17 protein-coding genes, 1 pseudogene and 1 riboswitch are annotated in these 19,342 nt (G+C 65.5%); of the genes and pseudogenes, 12 read left to right on the forward strand and 6 right to left on the reverse strand.

Features of this window, described 5'->3' with window-relative positions; genetic code table 11:
• Positions 1–229: 229 nt before the first annotated feature.
• Positions 230–1,386 (reverse strand): annotated as a pseudogene (locus L6Q67_RS07780) (IS3 family transposase).
• Positions 1,387–1,577: 191 nt separating this feature from the next.
• Positions 1,578–2,768, reverse strand: coding sequence for a YbfB/YjiJ family MFS transporter (locus L6Q67_RS07785; protein WP_296567760.1), 1,191 nt, complete (start codon positions 2,766–2,768; stop codon positions 1,578–1,580).
• Between the two features lie 106 nt (positions 2,769–2,874).
• On the opposite strand from L6Q67_RS07785, the gene L6Q67_RS07790 reads away from it, so the two are divergent.
• Positions 2,875–3,669, forward strand: a complete 795-nt coding sequence (locus L6Q67_RS07790) for a helix-turn-helix transcriptional regulator (RefSeq protein ID WP_296568260.1) — start codon at positions 2,875–2,877, stop codon at positions 3,667–3,669.
• Positions 3,670–3,671: 2 nt separating this feature from the next.
• Here L6Q67_RS07790 and L6Q67_RS07795 read toward each other — a convergent pair whose 3' ends face one another.
• Positions 3,672–5,378, reverse strand: coding sequence for a cation:proton antiporter (locus L6Q67_RS07795; protein WP_296567763.1), 1,707 nt, complete (start codon positions 5,376–5,378; stop codon positions 3,672–3,674).
• A 91-nt stretch (positions 5,379–5,469) separates the two neighbouring features.
• Positions 5,470–5,976: a flavodoxin family protein gene (locus L6Q67_RS07800; protein ID WP_296567765.1), complete on the reverse strand. Its 507-nt coding sequence runs from the start codon at positions 5,974–5,976 to the stop codon at positions 5,470–5,472.
• A 238-nt stretch (positions 5,977–6,214) separates the two neighbouring features.
• Here L6Q67_RS07800 and nifJ point away from each other — a divergent pair, with 238 nt between their 5' ends.
• Complete coding sequence (gene nifJ, locus L6Q67_RS07805; RefSeq protein ID WP_296567767.1) at positions 6,215–9,784, forward strand: pyruvate:ferredoxin (flavodoxin) oxidoreductase; 3,570 nt, start codon at positions 6,215–6,217, stop codon at positions 9,782–9,784.
• A 9-nt stretch (positions 9,785–9,793) separates the two neighbouring features.
• Positions 9,794–10,807, forward strand: coding sequence for a dihydroorotate dehydrogenase-like protein (locus tag L6Q67_RS07810; RefSeq protein WP_296567769.1), 1,014 nt, complete (start codon positions 9,794–9,796; stop codon positions 10,805–10,807).
• A 3-nt stretch (positions 10,808–10,810) separates the two neighbouring features.
• Here L6Q67_RS07810 and L6Q67_RS07815 read toward each other — a convergent pair whose 3' ends face one another.
• Positions 10,811–11,413: a DUF4189 domain-containing protein gene (locus tag L6Q67_RS07815; protein WP_296567771.1), complete on the reverse strand. Its 603-nt coding sequence runs from the start codon at positions 11,411–11,413 to the stop codon at positions 10,811–10,813.
• 87 nt (positions 11,414–11,500) lie between these two features.
• Positions 11,501–11,580: riboswitch (cyclic di-GMP riboswitch) on the reverse strand.
• A 290-nt stretch (positions 11,581–11,870) separates the two neighbouring features.
• Between L6Q67_RS07815 and nifE the strand changes: the two genes are divergently transcribed.
• The 9 genes from nifE to L6Q67_RS07860 all read left to right on the forward strand — a co-directional run bounded on the left by nifE (position 11,871) and on the right by L6Q67_RS07860 (position 18,722).
• Positions 11,871–13,277, forward strand: a complete 1,407-nt coding sequence (nifE, locus tag L6Q67_RS07820; RefSeq protein WP_296567773.1) for a nitrogenase iron-molybdenum cofactor biosynthesis protein NifE — start codon at positions 11,871–11,873, stop codon at positions 13,275–13,277.
• Between the two features lies 1 nt (position 13,278).
• Positions 13,279–14,697 carry a nitrogenase iron-molybdenum cofactor biosynthesis protein NifN gene (gene nifN / locus L6Q67_RS07825; protein ID WP_296567774.1) on the forward strand — a complete coding sequence of 473 codons (1,419 nt, stop codon included), beginning with the start codon at positions 13,279–13,281 and terminating at the stop codon, positions 14,695–14,697.
• Positions 14,698–14,707: 10 nt separating this feature from the next.
• Complete coding sequence (nifX, locus tag L6Q67_RS07830; protein WP_296567777.1) at positions 14,708–15,109, forward strand: nitrogen fixation protein NifX; 402 nt, start codon at positions 14,708–14,710, stop codon at positions 15,107–15,109.
• Positions 15,110–15,112: 3 nt separating this feature from the next.
• The gene (locus L6Q67_RS07835; RefSeq protein ID WP_296567779.1) at positions 15,113–15,577 is read left to right on the forward strand and encodes a NifX-associated nitrogen fixation protein; all 465 of its coding nucleotides are present in this window, start codon (positions 15,113–15,115) and stop codon (positions 15,575–15,577) included.
• A gap of 13 nt (positions 15,578–15,590) precedes the next feature.
• Entirely contained in the window at positions 15,591–15,788 is a 198-nt protein-coding gene (locus L6Q67_RS07840; protein WP_169147526.1) for a CCE_0567 family metalloprotein, read from the forward strand.
• Between the two features lie 32 nt (positions 15,789–15,820).
• On the forward strand, positions 15,821–16,126 hold the full coding sequence (fdxB, locus tag L6Q67_RS07845) for a ferredoxin III, nif-specific (protein WP_296567783.1): 306 nt from the start codon (positions 15,821–15,823) through the stop codon (positions 16,124–16,126).
• A 38-nt stretch (positions 16,127–16,164) separates the two neighbouring features.
• A complete protein-coding gene (locus tag L6Q67_RS07850) occupies positions 16,165–16,680 on the forward strand; it encodes a nitrogen fixation protein NifQ (protein ID WP_296567785.1) in 516 nt (171 codons plus the stop codon).
• A 184-nt stretch (positions 16,681–16,864) separates the two neighbouring features.
• Positions 16,865–17,629 (forward strand): glucose 1-dehydrogenase, encoded by a 765-nt coding sequence (locus L6Q67_RS07855; RefSeq protein WP_296567786.1) that lies wholly within the window; start codon positions 16,865–16,867, stop codon positions 17,627–17,629.
• Positions 17,630–17,810: 181 nt separating this feature from the next.
• Positions 17,811–18,722 carry a helix-turn-helix transcriptional regulator gene (locus tag L6Q67_RS07860; protein WP_296567789.1) on the forward strand — a complete coding sequence of 304 codons (912 nt, stop codon included), beginning with the start codon at positions 17,811–17,813 and terminating at the stop codon, positions 18,720–18,722.
• Between the two features lie 53 nt (positions 18,723–18,775).
• Here the strand turns inward: L6Q67_RS07860 and L6Q67_RS07865 are convergent, their stop codons facing one another.
• Positions 18,776–19,264 (reverse strand): 2,4'-dihydroxyacetophenone dioxygenase family protein, encoded by a 489-nt coding sequence (locus L6Q67_RS07865; RefSeq protein ID WP_296567791.1) that lies wholly within the window; start codon positions 19,262–19,264, stop codon positions 18,776–18,778.
• Positions 19,265–19,342 lie beyond the last annotated feature (78 nt).

Here is a 19,342-nt window from a genome sequence, read left to right on the forward strand (position 1 = left end):
AACCGCCCGGTGCGGACCCGCATGCCGGGTGGTGTGGGAGGGGAACGGTCAGATTATCTGACCGCCCCTATCCCGATTAAAACAACAAACAACAACACTCGCAGAAACACCGTAGCAGGCGTCTACGGCTTCCACTGCGGAACCAATACCACCTCAAAAGCCCAGGCTGCAGCCATCATCATCGATGACTGCAGCTGTCTACGGTCGCTGCTGAATTGCCCCGGATTTCCTAGACGCTCCCGTTCCTCAAAAGATACCGCCGTTCGTACTCGATCGGCGACAGTTGGTCGTTGTTGTTGTGCCTGCGATTCGGGTTGTAGAACAGCTCAATGTAATCGAACACATCCGCACGGGGGTCATCTCATCTCGGGTCGGGTAGATTCGGGGCTTGATCCGCTCCCGCTTGAGGAGCTGGAAGAAGCTCTCAACCACCGCGTTGTCGTGGCAGTTCCCGCGCCGGCTCATGCTGGGCTTGAGTCGATGCGCTTTCAGGAAATCCTGCCAGTCATGGCTGCTGAACTGGCTGCCCTGGGCGACATGCACCAGCACCTCCTGCACAGGTTTGCGGCGCCAGACGGCCATCAGCAAGGTGCCGATGGCCAGATCGCGGGTGATCTGCCCCCCATCGACTAACCGACGATCTGGCGTGAGAACAGATCGAGCACCACCGACAGGTACAGCCACCCTTCGTGGGTTCGGATGTAAGTGATGTCGGTTACCCACGCCGTGTTGGGCTAGGCCACGTCGAACGCCGGCTTCAGGTGGTTCGGTGCCACCACGGCTGGCTTTCCGCTGCGCAACCCCGGCCGACGTGTGTAGCCCGTCTGGGACTTCCAGCCGGCCTGGCGCATTAGCCGGGCGACCCGATGCTTGCCGCAGCGTTTGCCTAGGGTGCGCAGACCTTGCGATAGCCATACACCCGTCCGCTCTCGATCCAGGGTTGATGCGCGAGGACGCTCACGCGCCGGTCGTCCTGACTGCGCTTCGAGTGAGGCTCGCGGCGCCACGCGTAGTAGCCGCTGTGATGCACCGCCAGCACCGCGCACAGGCGCCGCACCGGGTGATGCGCTTCCTGGCCCTGAATGAACGCGTACTTCACCCGGACTGCCTGGGAAAGTACGCGGCGGCCTTTCTTAGAATGTCGCGCTCCTCGGTCACCCGACGCAGTTCCGCCTTCAGGCGCCGGATCTCGTCGGACTGGCTGTCCTGCTGGGCGCGCTGCGCAGGTGGAACCCCGTAGCGTTTGATCCACGCGTACTGGCTGTGGCTGCTAACGCCAAGCCGGGCCGCCACTTCAGCGACCGGATGACCTCGCTCCGTCACTTGCCGTACTGCCTCGGCCTTGAACTCTCCAGTGAAGCGTTGCTGCGACTTCTTCGTTTCCATGAACGCCTCCGATTTGCCTCCGTTGTGAGGCTACAGGGTGTCTAGGAAACCCGGGACGATTCAGTCGGTGGCGTCGCTCGGGATGCAGGCTTGAGCGGACACTATCCTCATCCTGATGGTGCGGGTTTTCGGTGAGGCGCGCTCGCCTCACCACCGTCTGCCCATCATTGTTTTCAGTGTGTTATGGACCTTCAGTCTTCAGGCTGGACTTGCCGCTGGAGGGCCACCAGCAGGAGCATGCCGGCGGCCATGACCCAGGCTGCGACGATCAGTGCGCCCTGGTAGCTACCGGTCGCTGTTGCGATGTAGCCTGCCATGGCGGGGGCGACGATCTGTGCGACACCGTAGCTGAGGGTCAGCCGGGCCATGGCTTTTGCTGGGTTTGCGGGAAAGCAGCGTCCGATGATCGAAAGGGTCAGGCTGACGATGCCGACAAAAGTGCCACCGTAAAGTACGGCGCTGAGCAGGTTGGCTGTTGTGCCGTCACTCAGGGCAGGCAGAAGGATGGAGACAATCTGCAGGCCATAGGCGAGGAGCAGGGCGGGGATCTGGCCCAGATTGCTGGCGATGCGATCCCAGAGAAAGCAGGAGGGGGCGGCCGCCAGGCCGACGATGACCCATACCCATCCCCCTTTACCTGCCAGAAGTGGCAGTTTCTCGACAATGGCAATGATGAACGTGGCGCTGATCACATAGCCGAATCCGGCACAGAAATAGGCGGCGATGAACAGCTGCATCCAGCGCTTGGAAGGGGCTGCGGGCAAGGCCTTGGCAGCCTGGGTGGCGATGGCGGCTGGGGCGGGCAGCCAGAACCAGGCTGGCAGGAAGAACGCGACGCCGAGCAGGCCGAGACCGATCCACTGGCCATCCCAGGCGAGATTGCCCACCATGGCGGCGACTGCCAACCCGGATACCACGATACCCAGCCCGATGCCGGCGAAATGCAGGCCGAGCTCGGGGCGATGACCGTGGCGGATCAGCCAGTTCAGGACCAGTCCTGAAGCGATCAGCAGTCCTGCCGTACTCGATAGCCCGGAGACGAAGCGCAGGGCGACCCACAGGTTGATGTCCTGGGTCATGCCCATCGCGGCGGTGCTGACGACTGCGACGACCAGGCCGATTCGGTAGAGCCGGAACTTGCGGCTCAGATCGCTGATGGTGGCGGCAATCAGGGCGCCGGTGATGTAGCCCACGTAGTTGAAGGTGGCCAGCCAGCCGCCGGCCAGATCGGTCAGGCCGGCTTCTCCCCGCATGATCGGCAGAAGCGGGGTGTAGGCGAAGCGTGCCAGCCCCACGGTGAGGATCAGGGCGCAGATACCTGCAAAAATCACGCGGTAGCGATCGGCCGCACCGGGAGTGGAAAGGGCGTTGGAAGCCTGCATGCTGTTCTCTCTTTATCGGGTTTTATGTTCAGCATGCTAGGCCTTGGCGCGCTGGGCTGCTTTCGATAGCATGACTTTATGTGTTGATGAGCCGACAGATCTGAAGATGGCACCCTTGAATTTTGACGCTGGCTGGACCTCGGTCGAGGTACCCGAGATCGAAAGTCTGTCCCGACCAGTGCGGCTGCGCTCGCAGAGCTTGCCCGCACGGCACATCTTTCCGATGCATTCCCATCGCTGGAATCAGTTCGTTTATGCGACGGCTGGCACCCTGGTGGTGACGGTCGAGGATTGCTGGTACGTCATTACCCCGGAGCAGGCGATCTGGGTACCGACTGGGGTTGTGCACACCACAGGTGCCTTGCATGGCGCCGAGTTCCGCAATCTGTACGTGGCTGATCAGCCGGGTCTCGGCATGCCGCACCGCTGTACCGTGCTCTCGGTCACGCCATTTCTGCGCGCCTTGATCGTCGAGTTGGTGGATATCGACCGACGAGGTGAGGAGGAGCGCTACATCACCCGGGTCAATCAGCTCATCCTGGATCAGTTACGTCGACTTCCGGTGCAGGATCTGCGCCTGCCCTGGCCCCGCAGCCCTCAGCTGAGGCGCTTGTGTGAGGCGCTCTATGCCAGTCCGGCGGATCCGCGCGGAGTGGATGAGTGGGGGGCGGAGCTGGGGGCATCCGCCCGTACCCTGGCCCGGCGCTTCGAGCGGGAGCTGGGGATCAGCCTGAGGGAATGGCGTCATCGCCTGAGGTTGTTCCGTGCCCTGGAGTGGTTGGGTGCAGGGCGCAGCGTGACCGAGATCGCGCTGGAGCTGGGCTATGCGTCGACCTCGGCCTTCACCTACATGTTTCGACAAGAGATGGGATGCAGCCCCACCGAATGGCGTGGAAAGTGATGTCAATGTGCCTGCTGCTCAGTCAGCCGGCTGGCCACGTGGCGGGCCATGCTGGCGGCCAGCTCCTGCTCGGCAACGAAGACCTCGCCCAGCTTCTCCTTGCGCAACAGGGTGGCGCCGTCTTCGGTTTCCGATCGGAGTACGGCCTCGATGCCGGGGTTGAGTTTGCGAGCAATATCCACCATCTTGCGACTGGATACGGGGTCGGGAATGGTCACGACCAGCATGGCAGCCTTGGTGATATGGGCCTGGACCAGCACGATGGGGTCGGAAGCATCCCCCGTCACGGCCGCCTTGCCGCGCTTGCGCAGCGCCTCCACAACCTCCCGGTTGCTGTCTGCCACCACGTAGTGGATATGGGCTCGATCCAGAGTCGCTGCGATGTGCCGGCCAACCCGCCCACAGCCGACGAGGACCACCTGGTCGGACAGCAGTTTGCGGTCGGTGGACATGGGCAGGGCGGCGAGGGGGTCGTCACGCAGATCCAGTTTGCGGGCCCAGGCCGAGCGGGCCCTGGCCCACGACTGCGCCGGGCCGATGGCGGCAAAGAGCAGGGCATTCAGAGCGATTGAGATCAGCGCGCCGGCCAGGATCAGGTTCTGTCCTTCAAGGCTCAGCAGACCCAGGCTCAGGCCGAGGCCCGCCAGAATGAAGGAGAACTCGCCGATCTGGGCGAGGCTGGCCCCTACCGTGAGGGCCGTGTTGAGGGGATAGCGGAAGGCCAGCACCAGGCCCACCGCGGCTACGGTCTTGCCGACCAGGATGATGGCGACCACAGCCAGCACCCGCAAAGGCTCATCCATCAACATCCGGGGGTCGAAGAGCATGCCCACCGACACGAAAAACAGCACCGAGAAGGCGTCCCGCAGGGGGAGCGAGTCTTCTGCCGCGCGATGGCTGAACTCGGATTCACGCATCATCATCCCGGCAAAGAAGGCGCCCAGGGCGAAGGACACGTCGAACAGGGCTGCCGATGCGTAGGCTACCCCTACGGAGGCGGTGATCACGCACAGGGTGAACAGCTCCCGGGAGCCGGTGCGAGCCACCAGCCACAGCAGGCGCGGGAAGGCCCGTCCGCCCACGATCAGCATCAAGGCGATGAAGGCGGACACCTTGGCCAGGGTCAGGCCGATGGTCAGGGCCAAGGCCTTGTAGTCGGCGCCGGAGGCAGTTTCACTGCCACCAAGCAGGGGGGCAAGGGCGGGCAGCAGTACCAGCACCAGTACCATCGCCAGGTCTTCCACTACCAGCCAGCCCACTGCGATGCGTCCGTTGGTCGAGTCCAGCAGACCCTTGGCCTCCAGGGCCCGCAGCAGCACCACCGTGCTGGCCACCGACAGGGCGAGACCGAACACCACGGCTTCGCCGGTCGGCCAGCCCCACCACAAAGCCGTGGCAGCGCCGAGGAGGGTGGCCACGGTGATCTGCACGATCGCTCCGGGCACCGCTATCTTGCGTACGGCGAGCAGGTCACCCAGGGAGAAGTGGAGGCCGACGCCGAACATCAGCAACATCACGCCGATCTCCGCCAGCTGGCCGGCCAGGGCCAGATCTCCGACGAAGCCTGGTGTGCCCGGGCCGATGGCAACACCGGCCAGCAGGTAGCCGACCAACGGTGGCATGCGCAGACGCGACGCAATCAGTCCAAGGACCATGGCGAGGCCGAAACCGGCGGCAATCAGGGCAATCAGCGAAACGTTATGGGGCATGTCGGAAAAGGGGTGGGGTCAAGGGCATCCGCCTGTTCGATGTCAGACAGCCCAGCCGGTTCTTGAAAAATTCGAGCTTCTGCCTGGAAGCTCAAAAGGCCCCCATGGCCAGGCCTGCGGCAAAGGCAGCGCCAAGCTCCTCGCCCTTCAGCAGATCGGAGGCGGGGACATGTTTGGGTGCAAGGATGGCTTCGGGCGTCTGGGCCCGGGTGCAGATGATCAGTGGCGGAGCGATGTCGCGCAAACGCCAGCCCGTGGCGATCCGTGCAATCTGGCGCGCGGCATTGCTGCCGTCACTGCCGGCACAGATCAGTGTTGCATAGGGACGGCCATTGATCCGGTCCAGGACAGGATAGTAACAGCGGTCGAAGAAATCCTTCATCAGACCGGCGATGGCAGCCAGATTTTCCGGTGTCGCGAAGACATAGCCGTCGGCGGCCAGTACGTCGTCCGGGCCTGCGTCGGGCGCGCGCAGCACACGCACCTCGACCCCGGGCTCGGTGCCGGCACCCTGCGCCACGGCGTCGATCATCTGATGCGTGGCACCGGTCATGGAGTGGTAGATGAGCAGCAGGGTCTTGCGGGAGGGGTCGGGCATGGTCTGAGGGCCTGAGCGGGCGTAACTGCCTGAGTGTGAGACTAGGCGGCACCCCGACGGTGGTCAATCGTGCCTTCCCCTGATACGGGGCCTGGCCCTGCGGCCGCCGCCTTTGCGCCACGTCAAGGGGAGCGGCGGTACGCCCGCTAAGATGAGGGCATTGTTGCGCTGCATAGCCCCGCAGCAGACGGGGCCCGCGGATTGGGGGAGACGCCTCACCTTCCAGCTGGGAGTAGCAATGAGCACCTATCTCAATCTCGACGGCAACGAAGCCGCCGCACGCATGGCCTACCTCGGCAGCGAGGTGATCGCCATCTATCCGATCACCCCCTCGTCCAACATGGGCGAATGGGCCGACGAATGGGCCGCCCAGGGCAAGCCCAACCTGTGGGGCGTCGTACCGCGGATCATCGAGATGCAGTCGGAAGGCGGGGCCGCCGGGGCCCTCCACGGGGCGCTCACCTCCGGCGCCTTGGGCACCAGCTTCACCGCCAGCCAGGGCCTGCTGCTGTTCGTGCCCAACCTCTACAAGATGGCCGGTGAGCTGACGCCCTTTGTGCTGCACGTGGCGGCACGGGCGCTGGCCACCCACGCCCTGTCCATCTTCGGCGACCACTCCGACGTGATGGCCTGCCGCGCCACCGGCTGTGCGCTGCTGGCCAGCAACTCGGTGCAGGAGGCCCAGGACATGGCCCTGATCGCCCAGGCCGCCACCCTGGCCGGGCGCATCCCGGTGATCCACTTTTTCGACGGTTTCCGCAGCTCCCACGAGGTGGCCAAGATCGTCGCCGTGGCGCCGGACACCGTGCGCGCCATGATCGACGACACGCTGGTTGCGGCCCACCGCGCCCGTGCCCTGTCGCCGGAGCATCCGGTGATCCGCGGCACGGCCCAGAACCCCGACGTGTTTTTCCAGAGCCGGGAGCGCATCAACCCCTGCTACGACGCCTTCCCGGCCATCGTCCAGGCCGCCATGGACCGCTTTGCCGCGCTCACCGGCCGCCGCTACCGCCTCTTTGACTACGTGGGTGCGTCGGATGCCGAGCGCCTCATCGTGGTGATGGGCTCTGCCGCCGAGACCGTGGAGGAGACCGTCGCCCATCTCACCGCCCGGGGAGAGAAGGTCGGCCTGCTCAAGCTACGCCTGTTCCGGCCCCTGGCCGTCGAGGCCATGCTCGGGGCCATCCCGGACAGCGTCACGCGCATTGCCGTGCTTGACCGCTGCAAGGAGCCCGGCGCCGGCGGCGAACCCCTCTACAAGGATGTGATGACCGCCTTCGCCGAGGCCGCTGCCGACGGCCGCCGCCCCATGCCGCGCATCATCGGCGGGCGCTACGGCCTGGCCAGCAAGGAGTTCACCCCCGGCATGGTCAAGGCCATATTCGACGAGCTACGGTCGGCCTACCCGCGGCGGCAATTCACCGTCGGCATCGTCGATGATGTGACCCACCTGTCCGTGGAGTGGGACGCCGACTTCCGCACCGACGCCTCCCGCCGCCTGCAGCACGCCGTGTTCTGGGGCCTGGGGGCCGACGGCACCGTGTCGGCCAACAAGAACTCCATCAAGATTGTCGGTGAGGCCACCGCCCTGCATGCCCAGGGCTACTTTGTTTACGACTCGAAGAAATCCGGCGCGGTTACTGTGTCGCACCTGCGCTTCGGCCCCGACCCGATTCGCTCTGCCTACCTGGTGGAGGAGGGCATGGCCGGCTTCGTGGCCTGCCACCAGACGGTGTTCGTCGAGCGCTACGACCTGCTGGCCCATGCCGCACCGGGGGGCGTCTTCCTGCTCAACACGCCGGTGGCCAAGGATGCCGTGTGGGCCAGCCTGCCGGCGGCCATGCGTGCCGGCATCCTGTCCCGGGGCCTGCGCCTGTGGGTCATCGACGCCTACGCCGTGGCCCAGCAGGCCGGCATGGGGCGGCGCATCAACACCATCATGCAGACCTGCTTTTTCGCCATCTCCGGCATCCTGCCCCGGGGCGAAGCCCTGGCGGCCATCAAGAAGGCCGTGGACAAGACCTACGGCAAGAAGAGCAAGCGCCTGGCCGACCTCAACCACAAGGCCATCGACCTCACCCTCGCCGGGTTGCATGAAGTCAGCTTCCCCGGCCTGCTGGACCTGGGCGATGCGGCGCTGGATAGCACCGCCGCAGCTGATCTGCCGCCCTTCGTGCGCGACTTCACCCTGCCCGTGTACCGGGGCGAGGGCAACCGCTTGCCGGTGTCGGCCATGCCCCTGGACGGCACCTTCCCCAGCGGCACGGCCCGCCACGAGAAGCGCAACATCGCCCTGGAGATCCCGGTGTGGGAGGCCGACCTGTGCACCCAGTGCGGCAAGTGCGTGTTCGTCTGCCCCCACTCGGCCATCCGCGCCCGGGCCTTTCCGCTGGAGGCCGCGACCGACGCACCGCCCACCTTCAAGCACGTGCCGACCCGGAGCAAGGATTTCCCCAGCGGCACCCGCATCAGCTACCAGGTGGCGCCCGAGGATTGCACCGGCTGCGGTGATTGCGTCGAGGCCTGCCCCATCCACGACAAGTCCAACATCAGCCGGCTGGCCGTCAACATGGCCCCGCTGGCGCCCCTGCGCGACGCCGAGCGGGCCAACTTCGACTTCTTCCTGAATCTGCCCGAGTACGACCGCAGCCAGCTCAAGCAGGGCACCCTGCCCGGCGCCATGCTGCTCGACCCGCTGTTCGAGTTTTCCGGTGCCTGTGCCGGGTGTGGCGAGACGCCCTACATCCGGCTGGCCACCCAGCTTTTCGGCGACCGCATGCTGGTGGCCAACGCCACCGGCTGTTCATCCATCTACGGCGCCAATCTGCCCAGCACCCCGTACACGGTCAATGGCGCCGGGCGTGGGCCGGCCTGGTCCAACTCGCTGTTCGAAGACAACGCCGAGTTCGGCCTGGGCATGCGCCTGGCGGCCGATCAACTGATGCTCTACGCAAAGATGTTGGTGAAGGAGACGGCGACCGGCATCGGCGGTGACCTGGCAGAAGCCCTGATCACCGCCGACCAGCGCCCCGAGGCCGGCATCCGCGCCCAGCGCGAGCGGGTGGCCGAGCTGCGCGCGCGTCTGGCCCGCTGCGACCACCCCCGAGCGACCGAGCTGGAGAGCGTGGCCGAATGGCTGATCCGCCGCTCCGTGTGGATCATCGGTGGCGACGGCTGGGCCTACGACATCGGTTACGGCGGGCTCGACCACGTGCTGGCCCTCAGCCACGACGTGAACATCCTGGTGCTGGATACCGAGGTGTATTCCAACACCGGCGGGCAGACCTCCAAGGCCACGCCGGTGGGCGCCGTGGCGCGCTTCTCGGCCGGTGGCAAGGCCACCGCCAAGAAGGATCTGGCCCGCATCGCCTCCGACTACGGCCATGTCTACGTGGCCACCGTGGCCTACGGCGCCAAGGATGTGCACACCCTCAAGGTTTTCCACGAGGCCGAGGCCTACGCCGGCCCCTCCCTGATCGTGGCCTACAGCCCGTGCATCGCCCACGGTGTGGACATGCTCTACAACCAGCGCCAGCAGGACATGGCGGTCAAGTCGGGGCACTGGCCCCTGTTTCGCCACGATCCGCGCCTCGAAGCCACCGGCGCCAACCCCTTCAAGCTCGATTCGGCCGCCCCCAGCCAGCCCATGCAGGCCTTCATGGACAGCGAAACCCGCTTTGCCATGCTGGCCCGCAGCCACCCGGAAGTGGCCCGCCAGCTCGCCGCCGAGGCCCAGCAGGAGGCCGACCGACGCTACCGGGCCTACGCCGAGCTGGCCGCCCGGCCTGCCACCCCGAAACCGGAATAGGAGCCCGCCATGATCGACCTGTCCACCGATTACCTTGGCCTGCGCCTCAAAAACCCCCTGGTGCCCTCGGCCTCACCGCTTTCAAAATCCCTCGATTCCCTGCTGCTCCTCGAGGATGCGGGGGCTGCTGCGGTGGTGCTGCACTCCCTGTATGAGGAGGAGCTCATCGCCGAGGACGCCATGACCGAGCGCTTCCTGCTCCACGGTGAGCTCCACGACGCCGAGGCCACCGGCTTCCTGCCCGACCATGGCAATTTCCAGGGTGCCCTCGAGCGCTACCTGGAGCATCTGCGTCTGGCCAAGCTGCGCCTCGGCATCCCGGTGATCGCCAGCCTCAACGGCGTCACGCCCTCGGGGTGGATCGACCTGGGCAAGGAGCTGCAGAGCGCCGGCGCCGACGCCCTCGAGCTGAACGTCTATCACGTGGCTGCCGACCCCCTGGAAAGCGGCGACGCGGTGGAGGCCCGCTATGTCGCCCTGCTCACCGAGCTGCGTCGGGTGGTGGAGATTCCGGTGGTCATGAAGCTGTCGCCCTTCTTCTCGTCGCTGCCCCATTTCGTCCAGCGCCTGGAAGAGGCCGGCGCCGCTGGCGTGGCTCTGTTCAACCGTTTCTTCCAGCCCGACATCGACCTGCAGACCCGGGAGATGGTCGAGCAACTGCACCTGTCGAGCCGCGAAGAGGCCCTGCTGCGCATCCGCTGGATCGCCATCCTGCGCAGCCACACGTCCATCACCCTGGCGGCCACCGGCGGCGTGTATGGGCATGAAGAGGCCATGAAGCTGCTCCTCGCCGGGGCCGACGTGGTGCATCTGGCGTCGTGTCTGCTGGCCCATGGCCCGGCACATCTGGGGCACATCCTGCGGGGCATGGCGGCGTGGATGGAGGAGGGGGAATACGCCTCCGTCGCCCAGCTCAAGGCCAGCATGAGCCTGGGCCATCTGCGCGACCCGAGTGCCCTGGTGCGCCAGTCCTACATCCGGGTGCTGGACAGCTTCACCCCCAGGGCGGGGGTGTGGCGATAAGGGCTACAGCCGGGTCGAGGCCCGGCTGCGGGCGTCCTGCAAGGCCTTCTGGCCGGTCTGGTGGAATGCCTTCTTTCTGTCTGCGGCCGCTGCAGGCGCAGGGGCGACGAGCATCGCCTGGCTGACTGCACCGGGTTCGGCCAGCCCCGCGGGGCCACCATCCCAGAACACGTGCCCGGCTTCTTCCTGGCAGTCCACCTCGCCAAAGGCGATGCAGCGGGTGTAGGCCTGCTTGATGGCGTCCTGCCGGTCGGCGGAGAAGGCATAGCCGAAGCGTTGGTCGTCCTCCGAGCGGGCCAGCACGATGGCGATGAAACCGGGGCCGTCATAGTGGGCCACCATCTCGCAGCTGCCCTTGGCCTTGTTGTGCTGCAGGGTGCTGCGGCAGGTGCTCATGGCGGTGGCCACGGCGTCGCCGGGCTTGCTGGCACCGTAAGACCAGGCCAGATTCACCCGCCCGCCGTCGTCGCGGATGGCCACGATGGCGCTGGCGGCCTGACTGTCGGGGATGGGGGCCAGGGCCAGCAAGCCGAGGGACAGCCCAATGCCCCTGATAAGCCGGGAACTCACGGCCGGCCAGGAGAAAGACGGGAAAAGAGGCTTCAAGATGGAATCCTTTGTAATCAGTGATCAACCAATTGCAAAGGCAGAAGCAGACATGCGCAGGCGCTGACCGGGCTGGAGATCCAGCATGCGGGCAACCCGGCTATCCCGTTTGATCGGGACCCGTGGCTTTGCGTCCTGCAGTTGCCTGCAGTTTGCCTTTAATGGCTACAGACTAGCACCGTGATTTCAAATGTGAACCAGCGTAAAACACGGGCCGTGACATGCGCCACGTACCACCGCCACATGGGGTAGGAATGGGGTCGAAGGCGATCAGCGACACTTGCGGTGAGTACCGACAAAGCCGACAAAAGCGCTGTCGCAAAGTCGCCAGAGGAGCCTGGATGGCCGCCTTAGGGTGATCTCAAGATACTGTAGGGAAAAGGGTTTTCCGGTTTCTGGCGGTGCTGGCGCGGAATCTGCATAGAAAGGGCATCCCCACCTTTTTCTGGAGATTCCGATGGATGCCCGAGTGTCGGCGAAGATCCAGTCCGTGTTCGAGGAACCGGCCTGCGAGCACAACCAGAACAAGGACGAAAAGGCCCGCAAGAAGGGCTGCACCAAGCAGCTCTCGCCCGGTGCCGCGGCAGGTGGTTGCGCCTTCGACGGGGCCAAGATCGCCCTGCAGCCCATCGCCGATGTGGCCCACCTGGTGCACGGCCCGATAGCCTGCGAAGGCAACTCCTGGGACAACCGCAATTCCTCCACCAGCGGCCCCCAGCTCTACCGCACCGGCTTCACCACCGACATCGGCGAGCTGGACGTGATCTACGGGGGCGAGAAGCGCCTCTTCAAGTCGATCCGCGAAATCATCGAAAAGTACGACCCGCCGGCCGTCTTTGTGTACCAGACCTGCGTCACCGCCCTGATTGGCGACGACATCGAGGCGGTGTGCAAGCGCGCGGCCGAGAAGTTCGGCAAGCCGGTGGTGCCCGTGAATGCGCCGGGCTTCGTCGGCCCCAAGAACCTGGGCAACAAGCTGGGGGCCGAGGCGCTGCTCGACTACGTGATCGGCACCGAAGAGCCCGAGCTGACCACGCCCTACGACATCAACATCATCGGCGAGTACAACCTGGCCGGCGAGCTGTGGCAGATCCGCCCGCTCCTGGACGCCCTGGGCATCCGCATCCTGTCGTGCATCTCCGGCGATGGCCGCTACCACGAAGTAGCCCAGAGCCACCGGGCCCGGGCGGCGATGATGGTGTGCTCCAAGTCGATGATCAACGTCGCCCGCAAGATGGAGGAGCGCTACGGTATCCCCTTCTTCGAGGGCTCGTTCTACGGCATCGAGGACATGAGCGACACCCTGCGTCAGCTGGCCCGGCTGCTGGTGCAGCGTGGTGCCCCGGCAGATCTGCTGGCGCGCACCGAGGCCCTGATCGCCGTCGAAGAGAAGCGCGCCTGGGATCGCATCGCCGCCTACCGCCCGCGCCTGGAGGGCAAGAAGGTGCTGCTCATCACCGGCGGCGTGAAGAGCTGGTCGGTGGTGGCGGCCCTGCAGGAGGCCGGCCTCGAAGTGGTGGGCACCAGCGTCAAGAAGTCCACCAAGGAAGACAAGGAGAAGATCAAGGAGATCATGGGTGAGGACGCCCACATGATCGACGACATGACCCCCCGAGAGATGTTCAAGATGCTCCGCGACGCCCGCGCCGACATCATGCTCTCCGGCGGGCGCAGCCAATTTGTAGCCCTCAAGGCCAAGATGCCGTGGCTCGACATCAACCAGGAACGCCACTACGCCTACGCCGGCTACGAGGGCATGGTCGACCTGGTGCGGGAGATCTCCAAGACCCTGTTCAACCCGGTGTGGGAGCAGGTGCGGGCGCCGGCTCCGTGGGAGACGCCGGCCCTCGAGGAGGCGTGCTGAGATGGCCACCGTCCTCGATAGCAAGAAGGCCTGCGCGGTCAATCCGCTGAAGATGAGCCAGCCCCTGGGGGCCTGCTACGCCTTCCTTGGCCTCTCCAACACCATGCCGATGATGCACGGCTCCCAGGGCTGTACGTCCTTTGGTCTGGTGCTGCTGGTGCGCCACTTCAAGGAGGCCATCCCGATGCAGACCACCGCCATGAACGAGGTCAGCACCATCCTCGGCGGCATGGACAACATCGAGCAGGCCGTGCTCAACATCAAGAAGCGCGCCAACCCGGCCCTCATCGCCATCGCCTCCACCGGCCTCACCGAGACCAAGGGCGACGACGTGGACGCCTACCTGCGCCTGATCCGCGCCAAACACGGCGAAACCCTGGCCGGCACCGAGATCGTCTATGTGTCTACGCCGGACTACGTGGGCGCCTTCCAGGACGGCTGGGCCGCCGCCATCAAGGCCCTCGTCGCGGCCTTCGTGGTGCCGGCCGAAACCCCCGTGGCTGGCCGCATCGGCGTGCTGCCCGGCGCCCACCTGACCCCGGCGGACCTGGAGGAAGTGCGCGAGCTGATCGAATGCTTCGGCCTCAATGCAGTGCTGGTGCCGGACGTGTCCGGCTCCCTCGACGGCCACATCCCCGAGGATTTCACCCCCACCACCCTGGGCGGGGCGACCCTGGGCGACATCCGCGGCCTGGGCGCCTGCGAACATGTGATCGCCATTGGCGAGCAGATGCGCGGGGCCGTCGAGCGCCTGGAAGCCGTGGGGGTGCCCTGCACCCTGTTCGACCGGCTCACCGGCCTCACCGCCACCGATGCCCTGGTGGCCCTGCTCATGCGCCTGTCGGGCAAGCCGGCGCCGGCGCGCCTGAAACGCCAGCGCGGCCAGCTCCAGGACGCCATGCTCGATGGTCACTTCCACCTGGGCGGCAAGCGCGTCGCCATCGGCGCCGAGCCCGACCTGCTGTTCGCCCTGTCGTCGCTGATCGCCGAGATGGGCGGGGAGGTGGCCGCCGCCGTCACCACCACCCATTCGCCGCTGCTGGCCCGGGTGCCCACCACCGAAGTGCTGGTGGGCGACCTGGAAGACCTGGAAATGCGCGCGGTGGGCTGCGACCTGCTCATCACCCACGCCCACGGGCGCCAGGCCGCCACGCGCCTGGGCATCCCCCTGTTCCGCGCCGGTATCCCCCAGTTCGACCGCATCGGCACTGCGCATCAGCTCAGCGTCGGCTACCGGGGCAGCCGCGACCTGATCTTCCAGCTTGCCAACATCTTCCTGGCCCACATGCACGCCCACGGCCCCGAAGACTGGCCCCTGCCCGCCGAGGCCGTGGCCGCCGCCCGGGGCCAGCCCGCTGCCGGCTGCGGCTGCGGCAGCAGCATTTCCGACGAAGTCGTCATTCCGATCATTCCCGCCTGAGGAGCCCGTCATGAAAATCGCATTCGCCACCCAGGACAAGGAGCGCGTTGACGCGCACTTCGGCTGGGCCAAGTACATCGCCATCTACGAGATCAACGCCGAGGGCTACCGCTACCTGGAGACCCACGACTTCGGCGGCGAGCTGGCCGAGGACGGCAACGAGGACAAGCTGGCCCCCAAGCTGGACGTGATCATGGACTGCGCCATCGTCTACGTGGCGGCCATCGGCGGCTCGGCCGCCGCCCGCGTGGTGGCCTGCAAGATCCACCCGGTCAAGGTGGCCGGGCCGGAACCCATCCTCGACATCCTCGACAAGCTGCAGGACGTGCTCAAGGGCACTCCGCCGCCGTGGCTGCGCAAGACCCTCGCCAAAGGCGAGGAGAAAACTTACGACTTTGAAGAAGAGGCCTGAAAAATGACTGATGTAGCTGAAGCCACCGACGTGATGCAGGACCCGTTCATCCGCGAACTGGTCAAGCAATGGCGCGCCCAGGACACCCACGGCGCCTGGGAAGGCAAGACCGACGCCATGCTCCTCGACCCCTACGTGCTGGATGCCGAGAAGCGCAAGGAACTGCCCATGATGGCCGACCCCGACCCGGAAACCCTGTGGCGCATGGAGCTGTTCTACAACGCCATCGCCCTCTCCATCGAGCGCGAGACCAAGGTGATGGTCAGCCCCATGCTCAAGATGCACCACGAAGGCTTCGGCCGTCAGGTGCTCATCGCCGGGCGCCTGATCGTCTTCAACAAGCAGGTGCGCGATGCCCACCGCTTCGGCTTCAACAGCCTCGAAAAGCTCTCGGCTGCTGGCACCAAGGCCGTGACCGACGCGGTGGAGATGATCCGCAAGTTTCCCGACGTGGCCAACTATTCCTGACCGGAGCCCGACCATGGAAGACCTCGACGCCCTCAAGGCCCGCGCCAAGAAGCTCAACGCCCAGGCCACCCAGGCCAAGATGGACCTGCACGACCTGTCCGAAGAGCTGCCGACCAACTGGGAACAGATCCTGGAAGTCGCCCAGCGTGCCTACGACGCCCACAAGAACCTGATGGCCGCCCGCAAGGAACTGGCCGCCGCGAGCGCCTGAACGGCGCCGCCCTTACCCCCAGGAGAGCAGACATGGCTGATTTTTCCGTCACCCTGCCGAGCGGCGAGATCTGGGTTCCCCAGTTCGTCGCCGACCTCAACCAGGAAAAGTGCATCGGCTGCGCCCGCTGCGTGCGGGTGTGCGCCCGGGAGGTGCTCGAACTCGTCGGCGTCAATGAAGACGGCGACGTGATCCACATCGATCCCGATGGCGATGACGACGAAGAGTACGAAAAGAAGGTCATGACCATCGCCCACAAGGAAAACTGCGTGGGCTGCCAGGCCTGTTCCAAGGTCTGCCCCAAGAAGTGCTACACCCACGAGGCCGTCCAGGTCTGATTTCGTAAGGCATGCACGCCACCGAGGAGGCCCGCGCCATGAACGACATCTCCCGCAGCTACCTTGCCGCCCGCGCCGCCCTGCCGCCCACGCGGCTGGTGCCGGCCTGGCTGGCCCTGGCCCTGGAAACCGAGTTCGGCGAACAGGCCGGCGTCATCGCCGCCCTATGGACGGCCCGCCACCCGGCGGTGGTCCGCGAGGACGGCTCCACCGGCATCGACGACCGCCATGAAGAGTACGGCGACCTCCTCGAACTCCTCCTCGAGGGCGCCGCCACCAGCAGCGCCCACACCGTCGCCATCGCCCGCTGGATCGCCCTGTCGTGCTTCGGGGCCGACCACCTGTGGGAAGACCTCGGCCTACCCGAACGCCCGGCCCTCGGCGCCCTCATCGCCCGCCACTTCCCGGCCCTGCACGCCAGAAACGTGCACAACCTGCGCTGGAAGAAGTTCTTCTACAAACAACTCTGCGACCGCGCCCAGGTAAGAGCCTGCCGCGCGCCGAGCTGCGCCGAGTGTTCGGAATATGCGGGGTGTTTTGAAGGAGCTGCATAAGTCGGACCGAGCTCCTCTTTCCTGATCTCCGAGCACTATCGGGATATCGCGCCTATTTGCGTCAGCCTCCGGCAGGGCCGTGATTGTGCAGCGCACTTGCCGCTAGATTGCCGTGCAGCAAGCCTTGCCCGCAGAGGTGAGGATGCAATCACGCATAGTCTCGATACACGCAAAGGAGGACGCAATGGTTGGAATGCTCGAAAACAAGGTCGGGGTCATCACGGGAGCAGGGCAGGGCATCGGGCGCGAGTCGGCCCTGGTGATGGCGCGGGAAGGGGCCCGCCTGATCGTCAGCGACATCAATCTGGAAGGGGTCGACGAGACCGCCCATCTCATCAGCCTGGCAGGGGGGACGGTGCTTCCGCTGAAGGTGGACGTGGCGCGGGGCGAGGATCTCCAGGCTTTGATCGAGCTCGCCGTGAGCCACTTCGGCCGACTCGACTGTGCCTTCAACAATGCCGGTATCTCCGGTGAAGGGGCGCTGCTGGCCGATTTCTCCGAAGAAGGGTTCGACCTGCTGATGGCGGTGAACCTGAAGGCAGTGTGGCGTGCCATGAAGCTGCAGATCCGGCAGATGCTCAAGCAAGGTGGGGGTGGTGCCATCGTCAACACCTCGTCGGTGGGCGGGCTGGTGGGCAAGGAGCATCTGTCGGTCTACTGCGCCACCAAGCACGCCGTCCTCGGGCTCACCAAGTCGGCCGCCCTCGAATATGGCGCCAAGGGCGTGCGGGTCAATGCGGTGTGCCCGGGGGTAGTCCGCACCCCCATGGTGGAGGCCGTCATCAGTGGCACGGGCACCTCACTCGATGATTGGAGCAAGCTCCAGCCCATCGGCCGCTTCGGTACCCCATCGGAAATCGGCGAGGCGGTGGCCTGGCTGTGCTCCGATCGTGCTTCGCTGGTGCATGGCCACGCCCTGGTGGCGGACGGCGGCCTGACCTGCGCCTGACCGGGCGACGCGCGTCGCCCACGCCCGGCGGGCGGCGCATCCGCGTGCCCGCCGGGCGCCCTGGCCGTAAATTGAGCGATTTCTGCAAAGTCACCCCCTGCCGTCGGAACGCCGGGTCATTACAATGGGGGATATAACAAAAGTAGTATCCACTAAAGAGACATCCCATCAGGAGGAGACAATGACGGGATTGCTTTCGTCGACCCCGCAGCTCATTGAGCACGCCACTGCATCACGTCCCGACTACGTGCTGGAGGGCCGCAATGGCGACATATTTGGCGCCCGCTGGAATCACCCGGCCGGTGAGTCCCAGCTCAGGCGCAATGCCGAGCATGTCCTGGTCTATCACCTGTCGGGCAACACCGACGTTGAACGCCTGCAGCAAGGGGTGGTCACGGGTTTTCGCTCCCGCGTCGGAACGGTGACCTTCATGCCCCGTGATTCCGAATCCGACTGGCGGCTGGGGGGCAATACCCAGGTCATCCATCTTTACCTGCGCCAGACCCTGCTCGACGATTTTGCCCGGGATGTCCTGGAGCGTGAGGCATGTCCCGAGATCGAAGACTTCTTCGCCATTTCCGATACCTGGCTGGACGGCTTCTTTCGGATGCTGGCCAGTGAGGCACCCCCTTCGGCGGCCAGCGGCAACCGCCTGGAGACCCTGGTGCTCGATCAGGTCCAGAGCCTGCTGGTGAGCCACCTGGTCACCCGCTATGCGCGGGAGCGTCCGCCCAACGGTGAGCGGGCGCCAATGTCCGGCGGCAAGGCCAGCCAGCTGCGGCAGAGCGTTCTGAAGAAGATCAATGCGCTGATTCACGAGCGCCTCCACGAGGACATCTCCCTCAAGGATCTGGCCGAGCTTGCCTGCATTTCGAAGGACCACTTTTTGCGTGCCTTTCGCGATACGGTCGGGCAGACGCCCTATCACTATTTGCTGTCCCAGCGGCTGGAACGGGCCAAGATGCTGCTGCGCGAGGAGCCCGGTGTGCCGGTGGCGGAAGTGGCGCGGCGTTGCGGGTTCAAGAATCTGAGCCACTTCTCGGCAACCTTCCGGCGAATGACCGGGGTCAGCCCCAAAGGCTATCGCAACTGAGCAAGCATGGACCGGACCGCCAGGCCAGCAAGGCGGTCCGGTGTGGCGCGGGTCTAGCGATGCACGCCGTGCGCCACGCCGTCTCGTTCGGCCATTTCCAGCATCACTTTGTAATCGATGATTCCGGCAATGGAACCGTCCGGCGCCAGCCCGGCGATGGGCCCGTCGAAAACGCAGAACAGCACGCAGCCATTCTTCGAGCGCGGCTGGTGGATATCGCCGGCGGGCTCGAACATGTAGTTCCCGGTCACTCCGATATCCGACTCCTCGTAATAGACATCACCTTCCATCACCATCACCTCAATGGCGCCAATATGCTGGTGAATGGGCGCCTCCACGCCGGGAAGCACTTTCAGCATGCAGGTAAAGCCGCCGGTGCGGGAATTGACGCTCAATAGCTTGTATTCGACACCCTCCATGGCGTAAGGGCGCCACGGAATCGTGTCTATTTTCTGGAACTTCGGATAGGGCAGGGTGATCCTGTCGCGTGCAGTGCTTTTCCCTTCCTGTCCGATGCGCTCGTTGCTCAGGGTGATGCTCATCGTGTTCTCCTCCTGTTAAAGGCGTGTCTGTGGTGTGTTTCTCCATGGCGCCCGCGCGCAGGTCGCGGTCTTTTCCGG

Origin of the sequence: Zoogloea sp., assembly GCF_023150065.1 — a bacterium.
Classification (GTDB): domain Bacteria; phylum Pseudomonadota; class Gammaproteobacteria; order Burkholderiales; family Rhodocyclaceae; genus Zoogloea.